Raw genomic sequence first — 15,779 nt, 5'->3', positions numbered from 1 at the left:
TGTATGTTTAGAGGCAAATAGTTGTTGATGCCCCACACCCTTTAGGTCCGGGACAGTGGGGCTTTTGAAATTTAATTTTTATAGAAATTAGCGGCAAACACCATGAACACCAGAAGAACTTTCCTTAAAAACACTACCGCCTCCGTTGCTGGAGCTACATTACTGGGCACGGGTGCCTTTTCTACCTGGGCCAACCCAACGCCCGTGCAGGGAGACCTCACCATTCAGCAGGTCATCGATCAGATCATCGCCACCATCCCTGGCGGAAAGTTGGATCAAACGGTGGACACTATCAAGCAGGGAGATGGCTCGCAAAAGTGTACTGGGGTGGTGACCACCTTCATGGACAATGCTGAGGTGATCAAAAAGGCGGCCAGTCTGGGTGCCAACTTCATCATCAGCCACGAGCCCACTTTCTACAACCACCTCGACAATACTGATTGGCTGGAAAATGACCCTGTATACCAATACAAGAAAAAGCTGATTGCCGACAATGGTATTGTAGTATGGCGCTTCCACGACTACTGGCACCGCCATCGCCCCGATGGCATCACCGAAGGTTTCCTTGAAGAAACCGACTGGAAGAAATACCAGAGCAAGGACAGTGAAAAGCCCAATCTGCTAACGCTACCAAGTGCGTCGGTGAAAGACATTGCTTTGGAGTTAAAGAAAAAACTGGACTTGAAGCGGCCGTTTATCGTTGGGGATGCCGCTATGAAAGCGAGTAAAGTAGGCCTGCGGCTCGGGGCCTCGGGCGGCACCAGCCAGATCAGCATGCTGAGCAAAGAGGACATTGAGCTGCTGGTAGTGGGAGAGATCAACGAATGGGAAACAGCAGAGTATGTGCGGGATGCACAGACAGCAGGTATCCGAAAGGCCCTTATCATTTTAGGCCACCAGCGCAGCGAAGAGCCCGGTATGAAATACCTGGTGGGCTGGATGAACAAGAAGTTTCCCGGACTCAAGACAACACACGTGGTGGCCGGGGATTCTTTTCAGGCGGTTTAAGCTTTCAGGTATGAAGCGAGCTTTCATATTTGTTTTAGTGGCCAAATGTTCTTTCTGCGGACAGAAAGAAGAAGAAATTCCGATACCTGTTAAGCTCTGGAGTTTTCTGAACACGAAGTGGGTAAGCCTTGAAGAAGGATCTCGTTATTGTGGTAGTCACAGCCTCATTTCCAATTGGCACAATTTCGGGGTTACGTTTACAGGGGATAACACAGGCGGTAGATATGTGACTACAGGTGTGCCTGATACATCCATCTATAAAGACTCTCAAATGGTGTGGAAGGAAAGTGGTCTTTGGAAAATAAGGCAGGAGAGTATACGTGATTCTCTATTTGTCATCGACCGGGACGACAGTGTTTCGGTAGGCGTAGAAATGGATCGAGACGGTTTTCTCAATCTTTCGTTTGCAGAAAAGGTAACAGATGAAGGCGGAAGACTGGGGACCTCTGTCTGTTTGTATCAATTTAAGATGACGGTGACAGACTAACCGTGACAATTCAATAGGTAGCGAAAAGCTACACGCACTTTGCTTGACTTCCAGTCTCAACCCCCGATGTGGTGCCCGCCACTTACAACATTTAGAATTTGTATTTTTTCGTACAATATTTGCCTTCCAATTATCTCTCACCCATTGAAAGACATCCACGGCCAGGCCATCGTTGACTACTACCAGGGCAAAGCATACAGCCCGCTAATGCTGCACACTTCCTACGGAAGCTCGGAAGAGATGCCTGTGGAGGTTTTCTTCAGGGAAGAGGAAGACCTGAGCGTGCTCGACCTGCTTGCCTTGATTGAGTGCAAAGGTAAAGTACTCGATTTGGGAGCTGGTGCCGGTGTGCATTCTCTTATTCTGGCCTCACGTGGGTTTGATGTTTACGCTCTGGAGAATTCACCGGGGTGTGTGGAGGTAATGAAGCAATCGGGAGTGGGGCAGGTAATCAGTGAGGACTACCGCACCCACAGGGGAAAGTACGACACCGTGTTGATGCTTATGAACGGACTGGGCCTGGCGGGTGAATTGGCGGGCGTGAAGCCACTGCTTGAGCGTTGCATGAAGCTGCTGAAGAAAGGGGGGCAAATCCTGGTCGACTCTTCAGATATCGGCTATCTCTACGAGCTAAGCATTCCCAAACCGGAGGGCTACTATGGTGAGATTAGCTTTCAGTACGAATACAAAGGAGAAAAAGGCGACTGGTTCGACTGGGTGTATGTCGACCAGGACACGCTTGCCCGGATTGTTGCCGAAATGGGTTTGACAGTAGAAATACTGCATACTGACGAAAGCGACCAGTACCTGGCGAGGATTACGAAGCGATAATTCCGTACAGTATGATCGTCAGCTTAACGTCTCTCAATTCCCTTGTTCCTTCATCACTTTAGCAGAACTCAGTAGGTAGTTTTTAATATCACTCACGTCCTCCGCACTTAATCTCCCACTAAAATCAGGCATGCCCTTCGGTAAGAAAATGCCTTTCAATACAATATCTTCAATGATACCAAAGGTGCCTTCTGCTGAATATACCAGGCTGGGAATGGATCCCCCTTTTGTTCCCATGGGGCCATGGCAACCCAGACAGTTGGCGCCGTATATTTGCTGCCCTCGTTTGATTTGGTCGGCAGTTGCGGTTACTTCCAGATCAATTAGCTCGGTTCTTCTGCCAACTCCTTTAGCTTGGAAAGACTGAATTGAATCCAGCGCAAAGCTGAATATAGTACCTGGGTATATATCATCGGTAAATCTGTTCCAGAGTGCGGGAGGCCCACCACCCCAACCTACAGCGATAGATACATATTGCACACCGTCTACGAGGTAAGTAATGGGTGGAGCCACGGCGCCGCCTCCCAATTCATGCTCCCAAAGCTGAGTTCCATCTGCTGCATCATAGGCAAACAATCTGCCATCGCCCGTGCCCTGGAACACAAGACCACCGCCAGTGGTCACCACCCCACCATTAACCGGACCCTGGAACGGATTGGTTCCTTCATATTTCACAACCCAGGCTGCTTTTTGAGTACTTGGGTTCCAGGCCAGCAAATGTCCTGTATGCATATTTTCCGGCGAAGAAGGATCAAATCGTATGTCCAGGCCATCGACAAATGTGGAAATCAGTTTTGTGCCTGTGGCTCCGTTGGAGTCGTGGCCATAAAAGTGATTATTGATATGAGCAGGAATATACACCAGGCCAGTCGTAGCATTGTATGCCATCGGGTGCCAGTTGTGACCGCCATTGGGCCCCGGTGAAATGACCGTGTTTTTTTCCTTGTACCTGCTAAAGTCAGTTTCTACAGGGCGGCCGGTGGTTTTGTCGACATGTGTGGCCCAGTTCATGTAGGTGTAAGGTTCTGCAGATAGCAGCTCTCCGGTGATTCTGTCAAGGACGTAGAAAAAGCCATTTTTTGGAGCCTGCATCACCACCTTTCTGTTTTGACCTTCTATTTCCAAATCGGCAAGAATCAGCTGCTGGGTAGCAGTGTAGTCCCAGGTATCACCCGGCGTAGTTTGGTAATGCCATACATACTCCCCATTGTCAGGATTGATCGCCACAATCGACGACAAAAAGAGGTTGTCACCTTCACCATTGCTTCGGTGAAACCAATCCCAGGGTGAACCATTGCCCGTGCCGAGATAAAACAAGTTCAATTCGGGGTCGAAGGCCATGGCCTCCCAGGCGGTGCCGCCGCCTCCGTATTTCCACCACTCACCTGACCAGGTTTTAGCTGCAATTTCCATAGCTTTCGACTCAAAAGGCTTTGATGGATCACCTGGAACGGTATAAAATCTCCAGGCCTGTTCGCCCGTTAGGGCGTCATAAGCCGTAATATAGCCTCGGACGCCGTACTCAGCACCGCCATTACCAATAATTACTTTGCCTTTTACTACTCTGGGCGCACCCGTGATGGTGTAGTATTTAGTGGTGTCCACAGTAAGCTTCTCCCAAAGTGGCTTGCCGGTAGCGGCATCAAGCGAGATCAACCGGCCATCGAAGGTACCGACAAACAAACTTCCTTTGTACATGGCCAACCCCCGGTTTACTACATCACAACAGCCTTTTTTCCCCGTACTGCGAGGCACTTCAGGGTCGTAAGTCCAGATTTTTTTACCCGTTCTCACATCCACGGCATATACCACACTCCAGGGACCAGTCAGGAACATCACTCCGTCGACTACAAGTGGAGTAGCTTCGATACCACGGGTGGTGCCAAGGTTCAGTGACCAGGCAAGGCCAAGTCGCCCAACATTTTTTTTATTGATTTGGTTGAGGGGGCTAAATCGGTCTTCAGCATAGTTTTTACCATAAGTTACCCAGTTACCTGGGCTGGCATCTGCTTTCGTCAGGTACTTGTCGTCAATGGCGGAAGTGACGTTCCGAATATGGGCCTCCGAACCTGGCTCGGCTTTTTGGCTACATTGACAGAAAATAATGGTGATTAATAATATTGACGCAGCAACGGACGATCGCCAGCTAGAAAATGACAATTTCATGGTTGGGTTGGTTAAGGAAGCAGTCTAAAAAAGGTACAATAAAAAAGCTGGTATTTGTGAAGATAGGAATAGCTATCTTTAATAGCTATTTTTCCCCTTGGTCTGTCCCGTGACAGAAAGTTTCAAAAATGGCAAGGCTAATGTACCCACCTCAGAAGCACCCCTACCCACTTCAGAGGTGGGTACCCCCACTTCCGATATGGGCGATCGGTGTAAAAAGCATCGGAGTCGGAGCTCCGGGCACCGACACCGGAACAAAAAGGTGCGAAGCCGGAGCAAAAAGATGCGATGAGGGAGTAAATAGCTTCGAATGCCGAGCAAAAAGATGCTAGTTTGAACCTTTTACCTGCGACGCCGCACCTCCGAACATCGAATTCGGAGTAAAAAGATGCGACGGAGAGGTGCAGAGTTCCGAGAGCGGAGTTATGAGGTGGGGACGAGGAGGTTGTTTATTTGTTGCAACAGAAAAATTCGAGCCGTCTTTTTTTTTAATCATGAATAGCTTCGTTTGTCCATGCAGTACGCATGTGGCGCTGGGAGGCAGGCTTGCAAGGGGACAACGCCAAAGTCAAATTACTTCAACCCATTGATCTTCCTAAAGGCAAATGCCGGGGCCAACCTCGACAGCAGATACAGCAGCTTTACCTTGCCAATTTTGATTTCTTTCTGCCCCTTTTCAAGTTTCTTTATCATTTCAGTCACCGCTTCTGTCGGGGAAATGGCTATTTTGGGTGGATGGCCATTGTGCCAGGGAGTGTCTACTACCGTCATCATCACTTCTGCTACACCGATGTCGTTACGCATTAGCTGCTCTCTCAATACCTGAGAAAAGGAGTGGAGGCCTGCTTTGGTGGCGTTGTAAATGGGGTAGTCCATCCGTGGGGTAAAGGCTAAACCAGTAGTGATATTGATGATGGTCGATCCGGAATGCTGTTCGATGATCGGCAAGAACATTTTGCTCAAAGCGATAGGCGCAAGCAGGTTAGTGCTAATTTCCAGTGCTGCTTTTTCAACCATGCTTTCATCTTCGTAAAAGCTGGTGTTATGAACAACAGCGGCATTGTTGACGAGGACATTGCAGTCGGAGTGATTTTGTTTTACCCAATTGACTAGCGAAGTGCGTCCTTCGATGGTCGATATGTCGCAGGCAAATATGTTGAGTGCTGGTTCAAGGTTTTTTGCTTTTTCCAGCCGGTCGGCCGATCTTCCGCAAATAAGCACTTTGTTGCCTTTTCTAGCTAGCTGCAGCGCAAGCTCAAGTCCTATTCCAGAGCTACCACCTGTAATCAGCACTGTGTTGTTGATCAGTTCCATCTTTACTTTTTTTAACAAAGCAAATGGAACACGGCGGCACATGCATTAACCTATGTTAACACGCCCATTTTTCTTCTTACCCTGCTTAGCGCCACATTGGTAATGCCGAGATAGGAAGCGATAACATGCTGCCTGACTCTCTTTTCCAGTCCGGGGTATCTTTTCAGGAACAACCGGTATCGTTCTTCAGCATCAAAAAGCAAAAACTCTCTTTCTCGGGTTTCCTTCTTCGTAAAGGCTTCCTCCAGCACTGTGATCAGAAACTCGTTCCAGCCTGGGTGTCCGGCTCGAAGTGCCTCCCATTTGCCATAGTCAAAAACAAGCACTTCTGAATTTTCAAGTGCTTCGATGCTGAAATGGGAAGGTGTGCCAGCTATTGTCGCACTGTAAGAGCTTAGAAAGCTGCCTTCAGAAAAGAACCCCTTGGTAAACTCATTGCCCCCCTCTTGAAGGTAGTAGTAGCGAAACAAGCCAGATACCACAATGCCGAATTTATTGGGGATGTCGCCAGCTGCGACAAATAAGCTTCCCTTCTTTAGCTCCACGCTATGGCATAAACCGAAAAGCTTGTCGAGCTCCTCTTCTGGAACGGGTGCTATCCTGGAAATTACATTATATAAGACGTCTTTCGGGAGCATGTCCTTTCTTACTTATCCACCAACTTTTTCCCTACGGATAGCTTTTCAATAAAAGCCACCAGCCTGTTTTGCCGGGTGTCTTCCCGCTTGGCGGATTCAATCCAGCGGATGTACTCTTTCTTGTCGGTGTAGGAAAGTTTTTCGTAGAAGGCGGCGGCCTTAGGGTTGTCTGCCAGCAGTTGGGCAGCGTCGGCTGGTACTTCCACCACCCTGGGAGCGGTGTCTTCCTGTAGCTCCACCGAGACCTTCTCGCCGAAGGATTTACCCAGGTCGTTGCGTACGGCTTTGGTAAGGCCCAGCATGTGGAAACCCAAGCCCATATTGGCAAGGCTCCCCCGGTAGGTCACCTTGCCGTCGAATACCGCCACAATTTTTACCTGACCCTTTTTTCCAAACACCTCTTCGGTGCTGTATGGAAATTCAACATAGGCTGCATCTATGTCTCCATGCTTTTGAATAACGGCATCGAAAGTGAATTTTTGTGGTTTAGCCATAGTAGTAGATTAAATATTGTTTTTCACAAAGGCCAGGTCTTTCTTCATCGCTGCCAGCATTTGGGCTTCGGTGATGTTGGCCTTGCGGTTGCCATGCTCGGCTCCTCCCAGGTCGTATTCCTGGTGTATGGTGATGGGCAACACCGGCGACAAGGTTGCCACTTTGTCTTTGTAAGCTTTGAAATCCACCATGCCTTCCCCCAGCGGCACATTGGTCACACTCCATTTGCCGTTGTTTTTGCTCCAGTAAAAATCCTTCATCACAATCGTATTTATAAAGGGTTGTACCTGATCAAACCCCAGTGGCCAGGAGTTGGCGCCTTCTACCACGGCATGACGGATATCGTATTGGCTGCCTACCCAGGGAGAGTTGACCTGCCGGAGCACCTGCACCAGGTCCCACACCGGCGAGCCGAAGCCCGTGCCAGCGTGGTTTTGGTAGCCAGCTTTGATATTGCTGGCTTTGTTCATTTCGGCCAAAGCTGCCATGCGCTTCACAAAGGCCTGGAGGTTATCGTCTATACTTTGCAGCTTGTCGTAGCTGTACCAGTTCATGCGATAAAACCCGATACCCAGCTGTCGGGCTGTGGTGAGGATGTCTTTGGTGTAAGGCTCGTCGGCTCCGCCAATCGCTGTGGTCATCATCACAATCTCCTTGCCCACCTTTTTCATGGCTTCGGCTATCTTGGGCAGATCGTCTTTTACCCGCTCCGGCTCCACATGGCCGCCGGGGCGCACGGTCAGGTCAAGTCCATCGATGCCGCTTTCGGCCACCATATCCGCCATTTGATTCAGCTCCGTCCACTGCAGGGCTTTGGAGAAAACCGCCACTTTGTGCATCCTAATGGTGTTGGTGCTAATAAAAGGTGCAGGTGAGGAGAGGGACGTTGTGTTATTACTGAAAAGCTGATGACCAGCGAGAGGCAGTGCCAATCCTGTGAGTCCCGCCTTTTGAAGGAAAGAACGGCGGGACACGGCAAAGGATTTGTTGTAGTTCATTTCGAAAGAAGTAGGTTTGCGTTGATCCAATTTCGGGTTTTTTGTTTTAAAATCACTGTCCGTTAAAAGAACAATAACGCTCATGGCCTCTCTTTCTCTTCGGTTCGAGTTATTGATGTCCGCTTTGCGCAGGAAAAGGGGGGCGGTATTCCACAATTCCAAAGGGGCTATCAACGGCTACGATGCTGTGGCCTATTTTCAAAATGGACAGCCGGCAGAGGGGAAAAAGGAGTTCGTACATGTTTGGCATGGAGCGAAATGGTATTTCAACAGTGCTGCCAATAGAGACGAGTTCGCCGCTCACCCGGAAAAGTTTGCTCCACAGTTTGGTGGCTTTTGTGCCTATGGCACCCACAATGGCTACAAAATCCATACTGATCCCAATTGCTGGACGATTCACCAAGGTAAGCTCTACCTCAATTACAATGAACGGGTGCAGGAAATGTGGAGAGCCGATCCGGAAAAGTATATTGAGGTAGCCGCCGAAAATTGGGAAGGGTTGAAGAGCAGGTATTAGACGACGGTGAAGACACCTGGCAAAACGGGTTAGGTGGCGGTGAAGACACCTGCCACGACAAAAAGTGAAGACACCCGCCACAACCACATTGTTATTTCACGAATGCCTCCGGAAAGCTGTTAAAATCAAATCCCCAAATGGCGGGCAGCACATAGTAGGTGTAAACGCTGATGAGCACCGTAGCGAAAATATTGAGCCAAACGCCAGCCCTCACCATGTCCTTCATTTGCAGCGTGCCCGATCCAAACACAATAGCGTTGGGCGCTGTGGCCACAGGCAGCATAAAAGCGCATGAGGAAGCGATGGTCATAGGCACCATCAGGCCGTACGGATGCACGCCAATGGCCTGTGCCAGTCCTGCCAGAATGGGCAGCATCAGGGTGCAGGTGGCCATGTTTTGGGTAAGCTCCGTGAGGTAATTCACCAGCGCCACCACGATGAGTAGCATCAGCAACGGATGCACGTTTTCTAATAGTGTGAGCCGTCCACCGATCCAGGCAGTAAGGCCGGTTTCCTGGAAGCTGCCTGCCACCGAGAAGGCACCGCCGAACAAAAGGATTACTTCCCAGGGCAATCGCTTGGCAGTTTGCCAGTCCATGATCATTTCTCCTTTGGTCTGTCGGCCTGGCACCAGAAAAAGGACAGTGGCGCCGATCAGCGCAATACTGGTATCGTTGATTCCAGGAAAGATAGGAGCGATCAGGTAGGTCCTGAAAATCCAGGCGATGGCCACAAAAGAGAAAATCACCATCACCCAGCGCTCCTCGTAGCCCATAGCGCCCAATTGCCGAAGTTCGCCGTCAATGATTTCTTTGGAGCCCTTTACTTTAATGCTGCTTAGTTTAAATGCCCGGTGGCTGAGGTCCCACCAAAGGAAGGCACCCAAAAGTATCGTAAGTGGGAGAGCGTAGAAAAACCACAGATCGAATGGGATTTCGGTACCATAGAACTGGCCTGCTGCTTCCACAAATATGAGATTGGTAGGCGTGCCTACAATAGTGGCTATTCCACCTATGGAAGCTGCGTAGGCGATGGAAATAACGAGTGCTTTGCCGAAATGAGAGGAGGTGGAATCGCCGGGCTTGTTGAGCAGCTTCGCCAGCTGGTCGATGATGCTGAGGGCAATAGGGAGCATCATCATGGTGGTGGCTGTGTTGGAGATCCACATGGAGAGGAAGCCCGTTGCCAGGATGAAGCCCAATAGAATCTGTTTTTGGTTGGTGCCAGTGCGCTTGATGATATTGAGTGCAATGCGCCGGTGGAGGTTCCACTTTTCCATGGCCAGGGCAATGATGAAGCCGGCAATGAACAGGTAAATGATATTGTTGGAGTAGTAACCTGTTACCGAGGACACTGGCATGGCGCCGGTAGCGGAGAAGAGCAAAATAGGCAGGAGGGAGGTGATGGCGATGGGCACGGCTTCGGTGAGCCACCAAAGAGCAATCCATACGGTGCAGGCCACAACTGTCCAGGCTTTTGGCTCCATGTCAGCTGGCCCACCAAAGAGCAGCAGCAAAATGAAGAGGCCCGGCCCCAGGATGATAAATAGGCGCTTGGAGGCCAGCAGGCCTTTCAGGTCAATGTTCATGCGTGAAAAGATAGGAAGGGCAGGGGAGAAAGGAAAGGGGAGGTGAGACGGGAGGAAGAAGACCGGAGACCGGAGTCGAAAGTACACGATATTCGGATATTCAGACACTCAGACTTGTGACGAAAGTGAGCAGAGAGCAAACGGCAACTGATGCTAAACCGGTCTTGCATGATGGTGGTGATCCTTTGGCTCCCTTTAGGGATGGTCAGTGTCAATGGGTCAGCTTCAGTCTTCCGTCTCCCGTCTCCCGTCTCCACTCCTCCACTCCTCCACTCCCCACTTTTATCAACTTTCTTTTTCGCCTTTCGAAAAAACTCCCTAACATTGTACCCATTATGAAACTCGTCAAGGATATTGTGACCCTTTGTATCACACGAAATCGAATCTGTGATACCATTCCCTCGAAGGCTTAATCCGCTTTTATGGGTAGACCACCCCTGGTCACTATTTTTCCTTTTTCACATTTCTTTTTTTAATTCTTGACAAGTAATGACATCACTATACTATTCCCTACGCAAATATTTGCGCTATTTTCTCGAAGCTTTAAAAGGCGGCGAGCAGGATTTTACCGAAGGCAATCTTAATAAAGCCATCTTTCTGTTGTCGATTCCAATGATCATTGAAATGAGCATGGAGTCAATCTTTGCTGTGGTCGACGTATTCTTTGTAAGCAAAGTAAGCGTCAACGCAGTAGCCACCGTCGGTCTCACTGAATCTGTGATGATGATTGTTTATTCAGTGGCCGTTGGATTGAGTATGGCGGCTACTGCTACCGTAGCCCGGCGTATTGGGGAGAAAAACCCTCAGGCAGCCTCTGTGGCAGCAGTGCAGGCTGTAATTCTCGGACTCTCATTTGCACTTGTTATCGGTCTGGCTGGCGCTTTTTATGCCCGGGAGATCCTTCAGATAATGGGAGGCAGTCCCGAGCTGATTGCCGAGGGATATGGCTATACCCGATGGATTTTCCTCGGGAATGTGTCACTGATGCTGATCTTTTTGATCAACGCTATTTTCCGTGGCGCTGGTGACGCAAGCATTGCCATGTGGGCGCTTTTGCTCGCTAACAGCATCAATTGCGTATTGGATCCTCTGTTTATTTTTGGCTTTGGGCCAATACCTGCCATGGGCGTGGAGGGAGCCGCCATTGCCACCACCACGGGCCGGTCTATTGGTGTAGTGTTTCAGGTGTATCACCTTTTCAGGGGTAATTCCAGAATCAAAATAACAGTCAGGTCTCTGGTTGTTAAATGGGATATCTTGAAAAATATGGTCAAGGTTTCCATTGGAGGGGTAGGTCAGTTCCTGATTGAGTCAGCCAGCTGGATATTTCTGATGAGGGTGATGTCGCTGTTTGGTGAGTCGGCCCTGGCTGGTTACACGATTTCCTTCAGGGTGTTGGTGTTTACCCTTATGCCATCGTGGGGGCTTGCCAATGCGGCTGGTACGCTGGTGGGACAAAACCTGGGGGCCTTGAAACCCGACAGGGCGGAGACCTCTGTTTGGCGAACTGCATTGATCAACGTGATCTTTCTCGGGATTGTAGGAGCTGTTTTCCTGATCTTCGCTGAAGAAGTGATTGCCGTATTTACACCGGATGAGGCCGTAGTAAGCTTTGGGACGCAAAGCCTTCAGATTATATGTCTGGGGTATGTGTTTTTTGCCTATGGCATGGTGTTGATCCAGGCATTTAATGGTGCTGGTGATACGAAAACGCCGTCTGTGATCAATATTTTTGTTTTCTGGATCTTCCAGATTCCATTTGCTTACTGGCTGGCAGTGACGATGGAGTGGGGGCCTTCAGGAGTCTTCTGGGCCATTGCAGTGGCTCACTCTCTGCTTGCGATCATTGGGGTGATCATTTTCAGAAGAGGCAGATGGAAGACGGTGCAGGTGTAGCGTCTGGCAATGCCCGTGAAGACACGAGGAAAAACGATGTTTAAACTAGCTAAAGCTGGGTGCCCTTACAGATAATTGACAAGCTTCTAATAAAAATGGCCAGTGGAGACACTGGCCATTTTAATGTAAGGTGACTTCGCAGCGTAGTGGGGCCGACGTGGAACGGAGTCTCCTTGATCTGGGTCAAATCACTGCTATCACCCAGGGGATGTCTCCCTCGTACCTCGGGGTCGACATGACGCTGGTGAGGAAAGGGATGCTGATGTCCCAATAGAGGATCACAATGGACATTCACCATTATTAGACCGCTACAGTTTTTTTCTCGGTGGCGCTTTGCATGGCCAGCTCTATGATGCGGATCACATCTCTGGACTGCCCGGCTGTGACTTCAAGTCTGCCGATCCCATTGATGGCATCCCGCACATTAGCGTACAGCCCCGGGTAGTCACCCACCTCTGATTCTATTTTGGCTATCATATGCATGCCTTTGTAATTCGTGTTGATCTTGCCCCAGATCTCTTCCGGTTCCACTCCCCAGTTAGGTGTTTCAGAGGGAATCTTTCCGGCCTTCAATGCTTCTTCCTGCACATCAATGCCGCTTTTCACGAACGTACCCTGGTCACCATAAATTACGAACCTATAGCCAGACTCTCTTACCAGCATGCCGGCTTTTAGGGTCACCTTCAGTGCAGGGTAATGCAGGATTACTTCAAAATTATCCACCGTTTTGGAGCCGGCTCTTTGGTGGGCTGTAAAAGCTGATACCTCTTTGGGCATTCCGAATAGGGTAAGTGCCTGGTCGATCAGGTGCGAGCCCAGATCGTACAAAATGCCGGAGCCAGGCAAATCTTCTTCTCTCCACGCATTGGGCTTCAGGTAGTTGCGGAACCGATCGTAGTGGATTTCCATTTCTACAATAGTGCCCAACAAGCCCTCCTTGATAATCTTTCTTATTGTGTTGAAGTCGCCATCGAACCGTCGGTTGTGGTGCACGGTGAGAACACGATTATATTTTTTCGCTATAGCAATCAGCTCATCGGCGTCAGCAGAGGTAATGGTAAACGGCTTTTCCACCAGCACATGCTTACCGGCCTCCAGGGCTCGTTTGGTCAGCTCAAAGTGAGAGGTATTTGACGTCGCCACCACAATTAGGTCAATGGCAGGGTCTTTGAAAAGGTCTTCGACATCTGCCACCACTGTGGCTTGAGGAAACCGCTGATTGGCCAGAGCAATATTACCTGGCCTCGACTCACGGATCTTATGGAGGTGGAGCCCGGGCACACTGACGATGATGGGTGCATGAAATACCTGGCCGGCTATTCCGAAGCCGATCAGACCTACATTAAGGGGATTGTTTGCCATGGCTCGAAGGTAGGAAAGAAAAAGACGAGAGCAATGGGCGTGTGGTTTAAAGAACCTGCCGCTTTGGGGTTGTCAGGAACCACACCTTGCAGTGGGAAATATTGATCCGGTCTGTCAGGGGATAGAGCATGGGTGTAGCTCTCTTTTTTAGATCGTAAGCCACGCAGCTACGACATCCGAATTTTTAAGTATATTTGACTATGGATATAATATCCTTAATGAAAGAACGTGAAACAGAATTTATTGAGTTGTGCAGGGCGCATAACGTGATAAAGATTTATGCTTTCGGCTCGTCTATTACCGACAAATTTGACCCTATAAAAAGCGATATTGACATCGTCGTTTCTCTTGATATTGACGATCCTGCCGATCGAGGCGAAGCTTTGCTTTCTCTTTGGGACAAGTTTGAGGAGTTCTTTAAAAGAAGGGTAGACCTGCTGACTGAGAATTCAATTAGGAACCCCATTCTCAAAGCCAATATTGATCGGACAAAGAAGCTCGTATATGACCGAGAGAGAGAAAAAGTTCTTATCTGATATTTTTAAATCGATCCTTCTTATCGAACAGTTCACGATAGATGTCGCCTCCTTTGCTGCCTATGAAAAAGATACAAGAACAAGGGCGGCGGTCGAACGTCATCTCGGAATTATTGGCGAAGCGGTCAATAAATTTTTAAAGGAATCAGGCAACAACGAAATAAATCATGCTCATCAAATTATAAGTATGAGAAACAGGATTATACATGCTTATGATGATATCGATGATTCCATCATTTGGTCGATAGTCACAAGACACCTGCCGCTACTAAAGAAAGAGATAGTAAGTTGGGCGGTGATTGATTAGCATAAGGTTCCCAAGAACCGTCAAACTTTTGTAGTCGTTTCAATCGAGACTATGCCTCTTTCGCCATGCCTTGAATGGTTTCAATCACTTTCTCGACTTCATCCAAAGGTCTGAAACCGTTCGATATCAAATAGTATCCCTGGTCGTTTTTCAACACTACTGTTGGGAATCCCTTCACGCCTGCGCTATTGCTCCACTGGAAATCCTGTGCGGTTTGGTATTTCATTTCTTCCGACTCAAACTTTTCGATAAAGGCTTTTGGGTCTAGTCCAAATTGAACAGCCAGCTCTTCGTAAACCGTATTGTCTGCGAAATCACGGCCTTCCAGGTACTGCTTCTTTTGCAGTGCATGGGCAAAAGGTACCACCTGGTCAGGCAGAAAGCTGCGGAAAGTAACCACTGCCCGTGAAGGGGGCTCGGAGTTCATCAAAGCTCCGGAAGGCAACAGTTCATTCAGATAAGGCTCCCCAAACTTTGCTCCTGTCATCTCTTCCACCCTTTTGTAAGCACTGGAAACATATCCGTGCATTGTAGAAAATGGCGCAATTCGGGTGCCTGTGATCATGCCTCCCACCACTACCTCGAAGTCGAAGTCCTCTTTTCTTTTATTGAACAGGTCGACAATAGTGCCACTAAAACCATAGCACCAGCCGCACAAAGGATCGAATATGTAAATGATTGTGTCTTTCTTCATCGAATTAAATGTCTATACATTCAATCAATTCTATACGATAAAAGGTTCAGATACTACAAAAACTCTGCTCTGATTTTTTCAGCAGCTTTAGCCACGCCAGTGCTGGCCAGCTCTTCGTAAAGGTAGAAATGGGGAAGGTTAGGCAGATTGGGCAGACTAGGGTCGATGACGAACTTTGGTGCATGGTCGGCAGTGTAATGCAGCAGGCTGGCGGCAGGATATACGGCCAGCGAGGTACCTACCACCATGAATATATCGGCAGACATCACCTCTCTGGCGGCATCCTCTATCAACGGTACCATTTCTCCAAACCAAACGATATTCGGCCTCAGCTGGGAACCTCTTTCGCATTTGTCGCCCAGCTTGAGTTCCCATCCGTCCATTTCATAGATGAGGTTTTCGTCCAGCGAGCTCCTTGATTGAAAAAGCTGGCCGTGCAGATGGATGATATTGGTGGAGCCGGCCATTTCGTGCAGTTTGTCTACATTTTGCGTAACAATAACGACTTCAAAATCTTTTTCAAGGTCGGCCAACGCAAAATGACCTGGGTTTGGTTTGGCTTCCAGTGCCTGCTTCCGTCGCATATTGTAGAAGTCGAGCACCAGCTCACGGTTACGGCGCCAGCCATCAATAGATGCCACCTCCATCACATCGAAGCCTTCCCAAAGCCCACCAGCATCCCGGAAGGTTTTGAGGCCGCTTTCTGCACTGATGCCGGCTCCGGTAAGGACGACGATTTTTTTCATTTAGCTTGATTTCAGCGACCAATAAAGACAGGCGTTGATGGCCTCCTGACTAATGCTTGGATAAGAAAGAAGAATACCTATTGAGGTTTCTCCAGATCTCAATTTTTCAATAATTAGGTCAACAGGGATTCTAGTGCCTTTTATGACAGGCTTGCCATACATGACTTTGGAGTCAGATGAGATGTATCTTGCCAAA

General features: G+C 48.9%; 17 protein-coding genes. 7 read left to right on the top strand and 10 right to left on the bottom strand.

Annotated features, from left to right (window positions below; all coding sequences use genetic code 11):
- Positions 1-102: 102 nt before the first annotated feature.
- From AAC052_RS15905 to AAC052_RS15895, 3 genes are all read left to right on the top strand, one after another.
- Positions 103-1,008, top strand: coding sequence for a Nif3-like dinuclear metal center hexameric protein (locus tag AAC052_RS15905; protein WP_339814475.1), 906 nt, complete (start codon positions 103-105; stop codon positions 1,006-1,008).
- Between the two features lie 10 nt (positions 1,009-1,018).
- Positions 1,019-1,495, top strand: a complete 477-nt coding sequence (locus AAC052_RS15900; protein WP_339814473.1) for a hypothetical protein — start codon at positions 1,019-1,021, stop codon at positions 1,493-1,495.
- A gap of 144 nt (positions 1,496-1,639) precedes the next feature.
- The gene (locus tag AAC052_RS15895) at positions 1,640-2,326 is read left to right on the top strand and encodes a methyltransferase domain-containing protein (RefSeq protein ID WP_339814471.1); all 687 of its coding nucleotides are present in this window, start codon (positions 1,640-1,642) and stop codon (positions 2,324-2,326) included.
- 33 nt (positions 2,327-2,359) lie between these two features.
- Here AAC052_RS15895 and AAC052_RS15890 read toward each other — a convergent pair whose 3' ends face one another.
- From AAC052_RS15890 to AAC052_RS15870, 5 genes are all read right to left on the bottom strand, one after another.
- Positions 2,360-4,492, bottom strand: coding sequence for a PQQ-dependent dehydrogenase, methanol/ethanol family (locus tag AAC052_RS15890; RefSeq protein ID WP_339814469.1), 2,133 nt, complete (start codon positions 4,490-4,492; stop codon positions 2,360-2,362).
- A gap of 573 nt (positions 4,493-5,065) precedes the next feature.
- The gene (locus tag AAC052_RS15885; protein WP_339814467.1) at positions 5,066-5,806 is read right to left on the bottom strand and encodes an SDR family NAD(P)-dependent oxidoreductase; all 741 of its coding nucleotides are present in this window, start codon (positions 5,804-5,806) and stop codon (positions 5,066-5,068) included.
- Between the two features lie 50 nt (positions 5,807-5,856).
- On the bottom strand, positions 5,857-6,444 hold the full coding sequence (locus AAC052_RS15880) for a Crp/Fnr family transcriptional regulator (RefSeq protein ID WP_317487479.1): 588 nt from the start codon (positions 6,442-6,444) through the stop codon (positions 5,857-5,859).
- Positions 6,445-6,452: 8 nt separating this feature from the next.
- Positions 6,453-6,938, bottom strand: coding sequence for a YdeI/OmpD-associated family protein (locus tag AAC052_RS15875; RefSeq protein ID WP_317487478.1), 486 nt, complete (start codon positions 6,936-6,938; stop codon positions 6,453-6,455).
- 9 nt (positions 6,939-6,947) lie between these two features.
- Positions 6,948-7,967, bottom strand: coding sequence for a sugar phosphate isomerase/epimerase family protein (locus AAC052_RS15870; protein ID WP_339814465.1), 1,020 nt, complete (start codon positions 7,965-7,967; stop codon positions 6,948-6,950).
- 52 nt (positions 7,968-8,019) lie between these two features.
- Here AAC052_RS15870 and AAC052_RS15865 point away from each other — a divergent pair, with 52 nt between their 5' ends.
- Positions 8,020-8,454, top strand: coding sequence for a YHS domain-containing (seleno)protein (locus tag AAC052_RS15865; protein WP_339814463.1), 435 nt, complete (start codon positions 8,020-8,022; stop codon positions 8,452-8,454).
- 91 nt (positions 8,455-8,545) lie between these two features.
- On the opposite strand, the gene AAC052_RS15860 is transcribed toward AAC052_RS15865, so the two are convergent.
- Positions 8,546-10,042: an SLC13 family permease gene (locus AAC052_RS15860; RefSeq protein WP_317487475.1), complete on the bottom strand. Its 1,497-nt coding sequence runs from the start codon at positions 10,040-10,042 to the stop codon at positions 8,546-8,548.
- A gap of 489 nt (positions 10,043-10,531) precedes the next feature.
- Between AAC052_RS15860 and AAC052_RS15855 the strand changes: the two genes are divergently transcribed.
- Positions 10,532-11,938, top strand: a complete 1,407-nt coding sequence (locus AAC052_RS15855) for an MATE family efflux transporter (protein ID WP_339814461.1) — start codon at positions 10,532-10,534, stop codon at positions 11,936-11,938.
- A 300-nt stretch (positions 11,939-12,238) separates the two neighbouring features.
- On the opposite strand, the gene AAC052_RS15850 is transcribed toward AAC052_RS15855, so the two are convergent.
- On the bottom strand, positions 12,239-13,300 hold the full coding sequence (locus AAC052_RS15850; RefSeq protein WP_339814459.1) for an oxidoreductase: 1,062 nt from the start codon (positions 13,298-13,300) through the stop codon (positions 12,239-12,241).
- Between the two features lie 218 nt (positions 13,301-13,518).
- Between AAC052_RS15850 and AAC052_RS15845 the strand changes: the two genes are divergently transcribed.
- Positions 13,519-13,836, top strand: coding sequence for a nucleotidyltransferase domain-containing protein (locus AAC052_RS15845; protein ID WP_317487472.1), 318 nt, complete (start codon positions 13,519-13,521; stop codon positions 13,834-13,836).
- Complete coding sequence (locus AAC052_RS15840; protein ID WP_339814457.1) at positions 13,805-14,143, top strand: HepT-like ribonuclease domain-containing protein; 339 nt, start codon at positions 13,805-13,807, stop codon at positions 14,141-14,143. The genes AAC052_RS15845 and AAC052_RS15840 overlap by 32 nt, the downstream gene beginning before the upstream one ends.
- 49 nt (positions 14,144-14,192) lie before the next feature.
- Here the strand turns inward: AAC052_RS15840 and AAC052_RS15835 are convergent, their stop codons facing one another.
- The 3 genes from AAC052_RS15835 to AAC052_RS15825 are packed head-to-tail and all read right to left on the bottom strand — an operon-like array spanning position 14,193 to position 15,778.
- Positions 14,193-14,837, bottom strand: coding sequence for a DsbA family protein (locus AAC052_RS15835; RefSeq protein WP_339814455.1), 645 nt, complete (start codon positions 14,835-14,837; stop codon positions 14,193-14,195).
- 53 nt (positions 14,838-14,890) lie between these two features.
- Positions 14,891-15,583: an NAD-dependent deacylase gene (locus AAC052_RS15830; RefSeq protein ID WP_317487469.1), complete on the bottom strand. Its 693-nt coding sequence runs from the start codon at positions 15,581-15,583 to the stop codon at positions 14,891-14,893.
- Complete coding sequence (locus tag AAC052_RS15825) at positions 15,584-15,778, bottom strand: DUF433 domain-containing protein (protein WP_339814453.1); 195 nt, start codon at positions 15,776-15,778, stop codon at positions 15,584-15,586. It abuts the gene before it with no gap.
- Position 15,779 lies beyond the last annotated feature (1 nt).

It is taken from the genome of uncultured Imperialibacter sp., assembly GCF_963974565.1.
GTDB classification, from domain to species: domain Bacteria; phylum Bacteroidota; class Bacteroidia; order Cytophagales; family Cyclobacteriaceae; genus Imperialibacter; species Imperialibacter roseus.
Note: the sequence above shows the minus strand (reverse complement) of the source record. Positions and strands in the feature narration are given on the sequence as shown.

Coding starts and splice junctions, on each gene's coding strand:
- AAC052_RS15885 (WP_339814467.1), bottom strand. CDS start 5,806: ATGGAACTGATCAACAACACAGTGCTGATTACAGGTGGTAGCTCTGGA.
- AAC052_RS15850 (WP_339814459.1), bottom strand. CDS start 13,300: ATGGCAAACAATCCCCTTAATGTAGGTCTGATCGGCTTCGGAATAGCC.
- AAC052_RS15835 (WP_339814455.1), bottom strand. CDS start 14,837: ATGAAGAAAGACACAATCATTTACATATTCGATCCTTTGTGCGGCTGG.
- AAC052_RS15865 (WP_339814463.1), top strand. CDS start 8,020: ATGGCCTCTCTTTCTCTTCGGTTCGAGTTATTGATGTCCGCTTTGCGC.
- AAC052_RS15900 (WP_339814473.1), top strand. CDS start 1,019: ATGAAGCGAGCTTTCATATTTGTTTTAGTGGCCAAATGTTCTTTCTGC.
- AAC052_RS15830 (WP_317487469.1), bottom strand. CDS start 15,583: ATGAAAAAAATCGTCGTCCTTACCGGAGCCGGCATCAGTGCAGAAAGC.
- AAC052_RS15860 (WP_317487475.1), bottom strand. CDS start 10,042: ATGAACATTGACCTGAAAGGCCTGCTGGCCTCCAAGCGCCTATTTATC.
- AAC052_RS15890 (WP_339814469.1), bottom strand. CDS start 4,492: ATGAAATTGTCATTTTCTAGCTGGCGATCGTCCGTTGCTGCGTCAATA.
- AAC052_RS15855 (WP_339814461.1), top strand. CDS start 10,532: ATGACATCACTATACTATTCCCTACGCAAATATTTGCGCTATTTTCTC.
- AAC052_RS15880 (WP_317487479.1), bottom strand. CDS start 6,444: ATGCTCCCGAAAGACGTCTTATATAATGTAATTTCCAGGATAGCACCC.
- AAC052_RS15905 (WP_339814475.1), top strand. CDS start 103: ATGAACACCAGAAGAACTTTCCTTAAAAACACTACCGCCTCCGTTGCT.
- AAC052_RS15875 (WP_317487478.1), bottom strand. CDS start 6,938: ATGGCTAAACCACAAAAATTCACTTTCGATGCCGTTATTCAAAAGCAT.
- AAC052_RS15840 (WP_339814457.1), top strand. CDS start 13,805: ATGACCGAGAGAGAGAAAAAGTTCTTATCTGATATTTTTAAATCGATC.
- AAC052_RS15845 (WP_317487472.1), top strand. CDS start 13,519: ATGAAAGAACGTGAAACAGAATTTATTGAGTTGTGCAGGGCGCATAAC.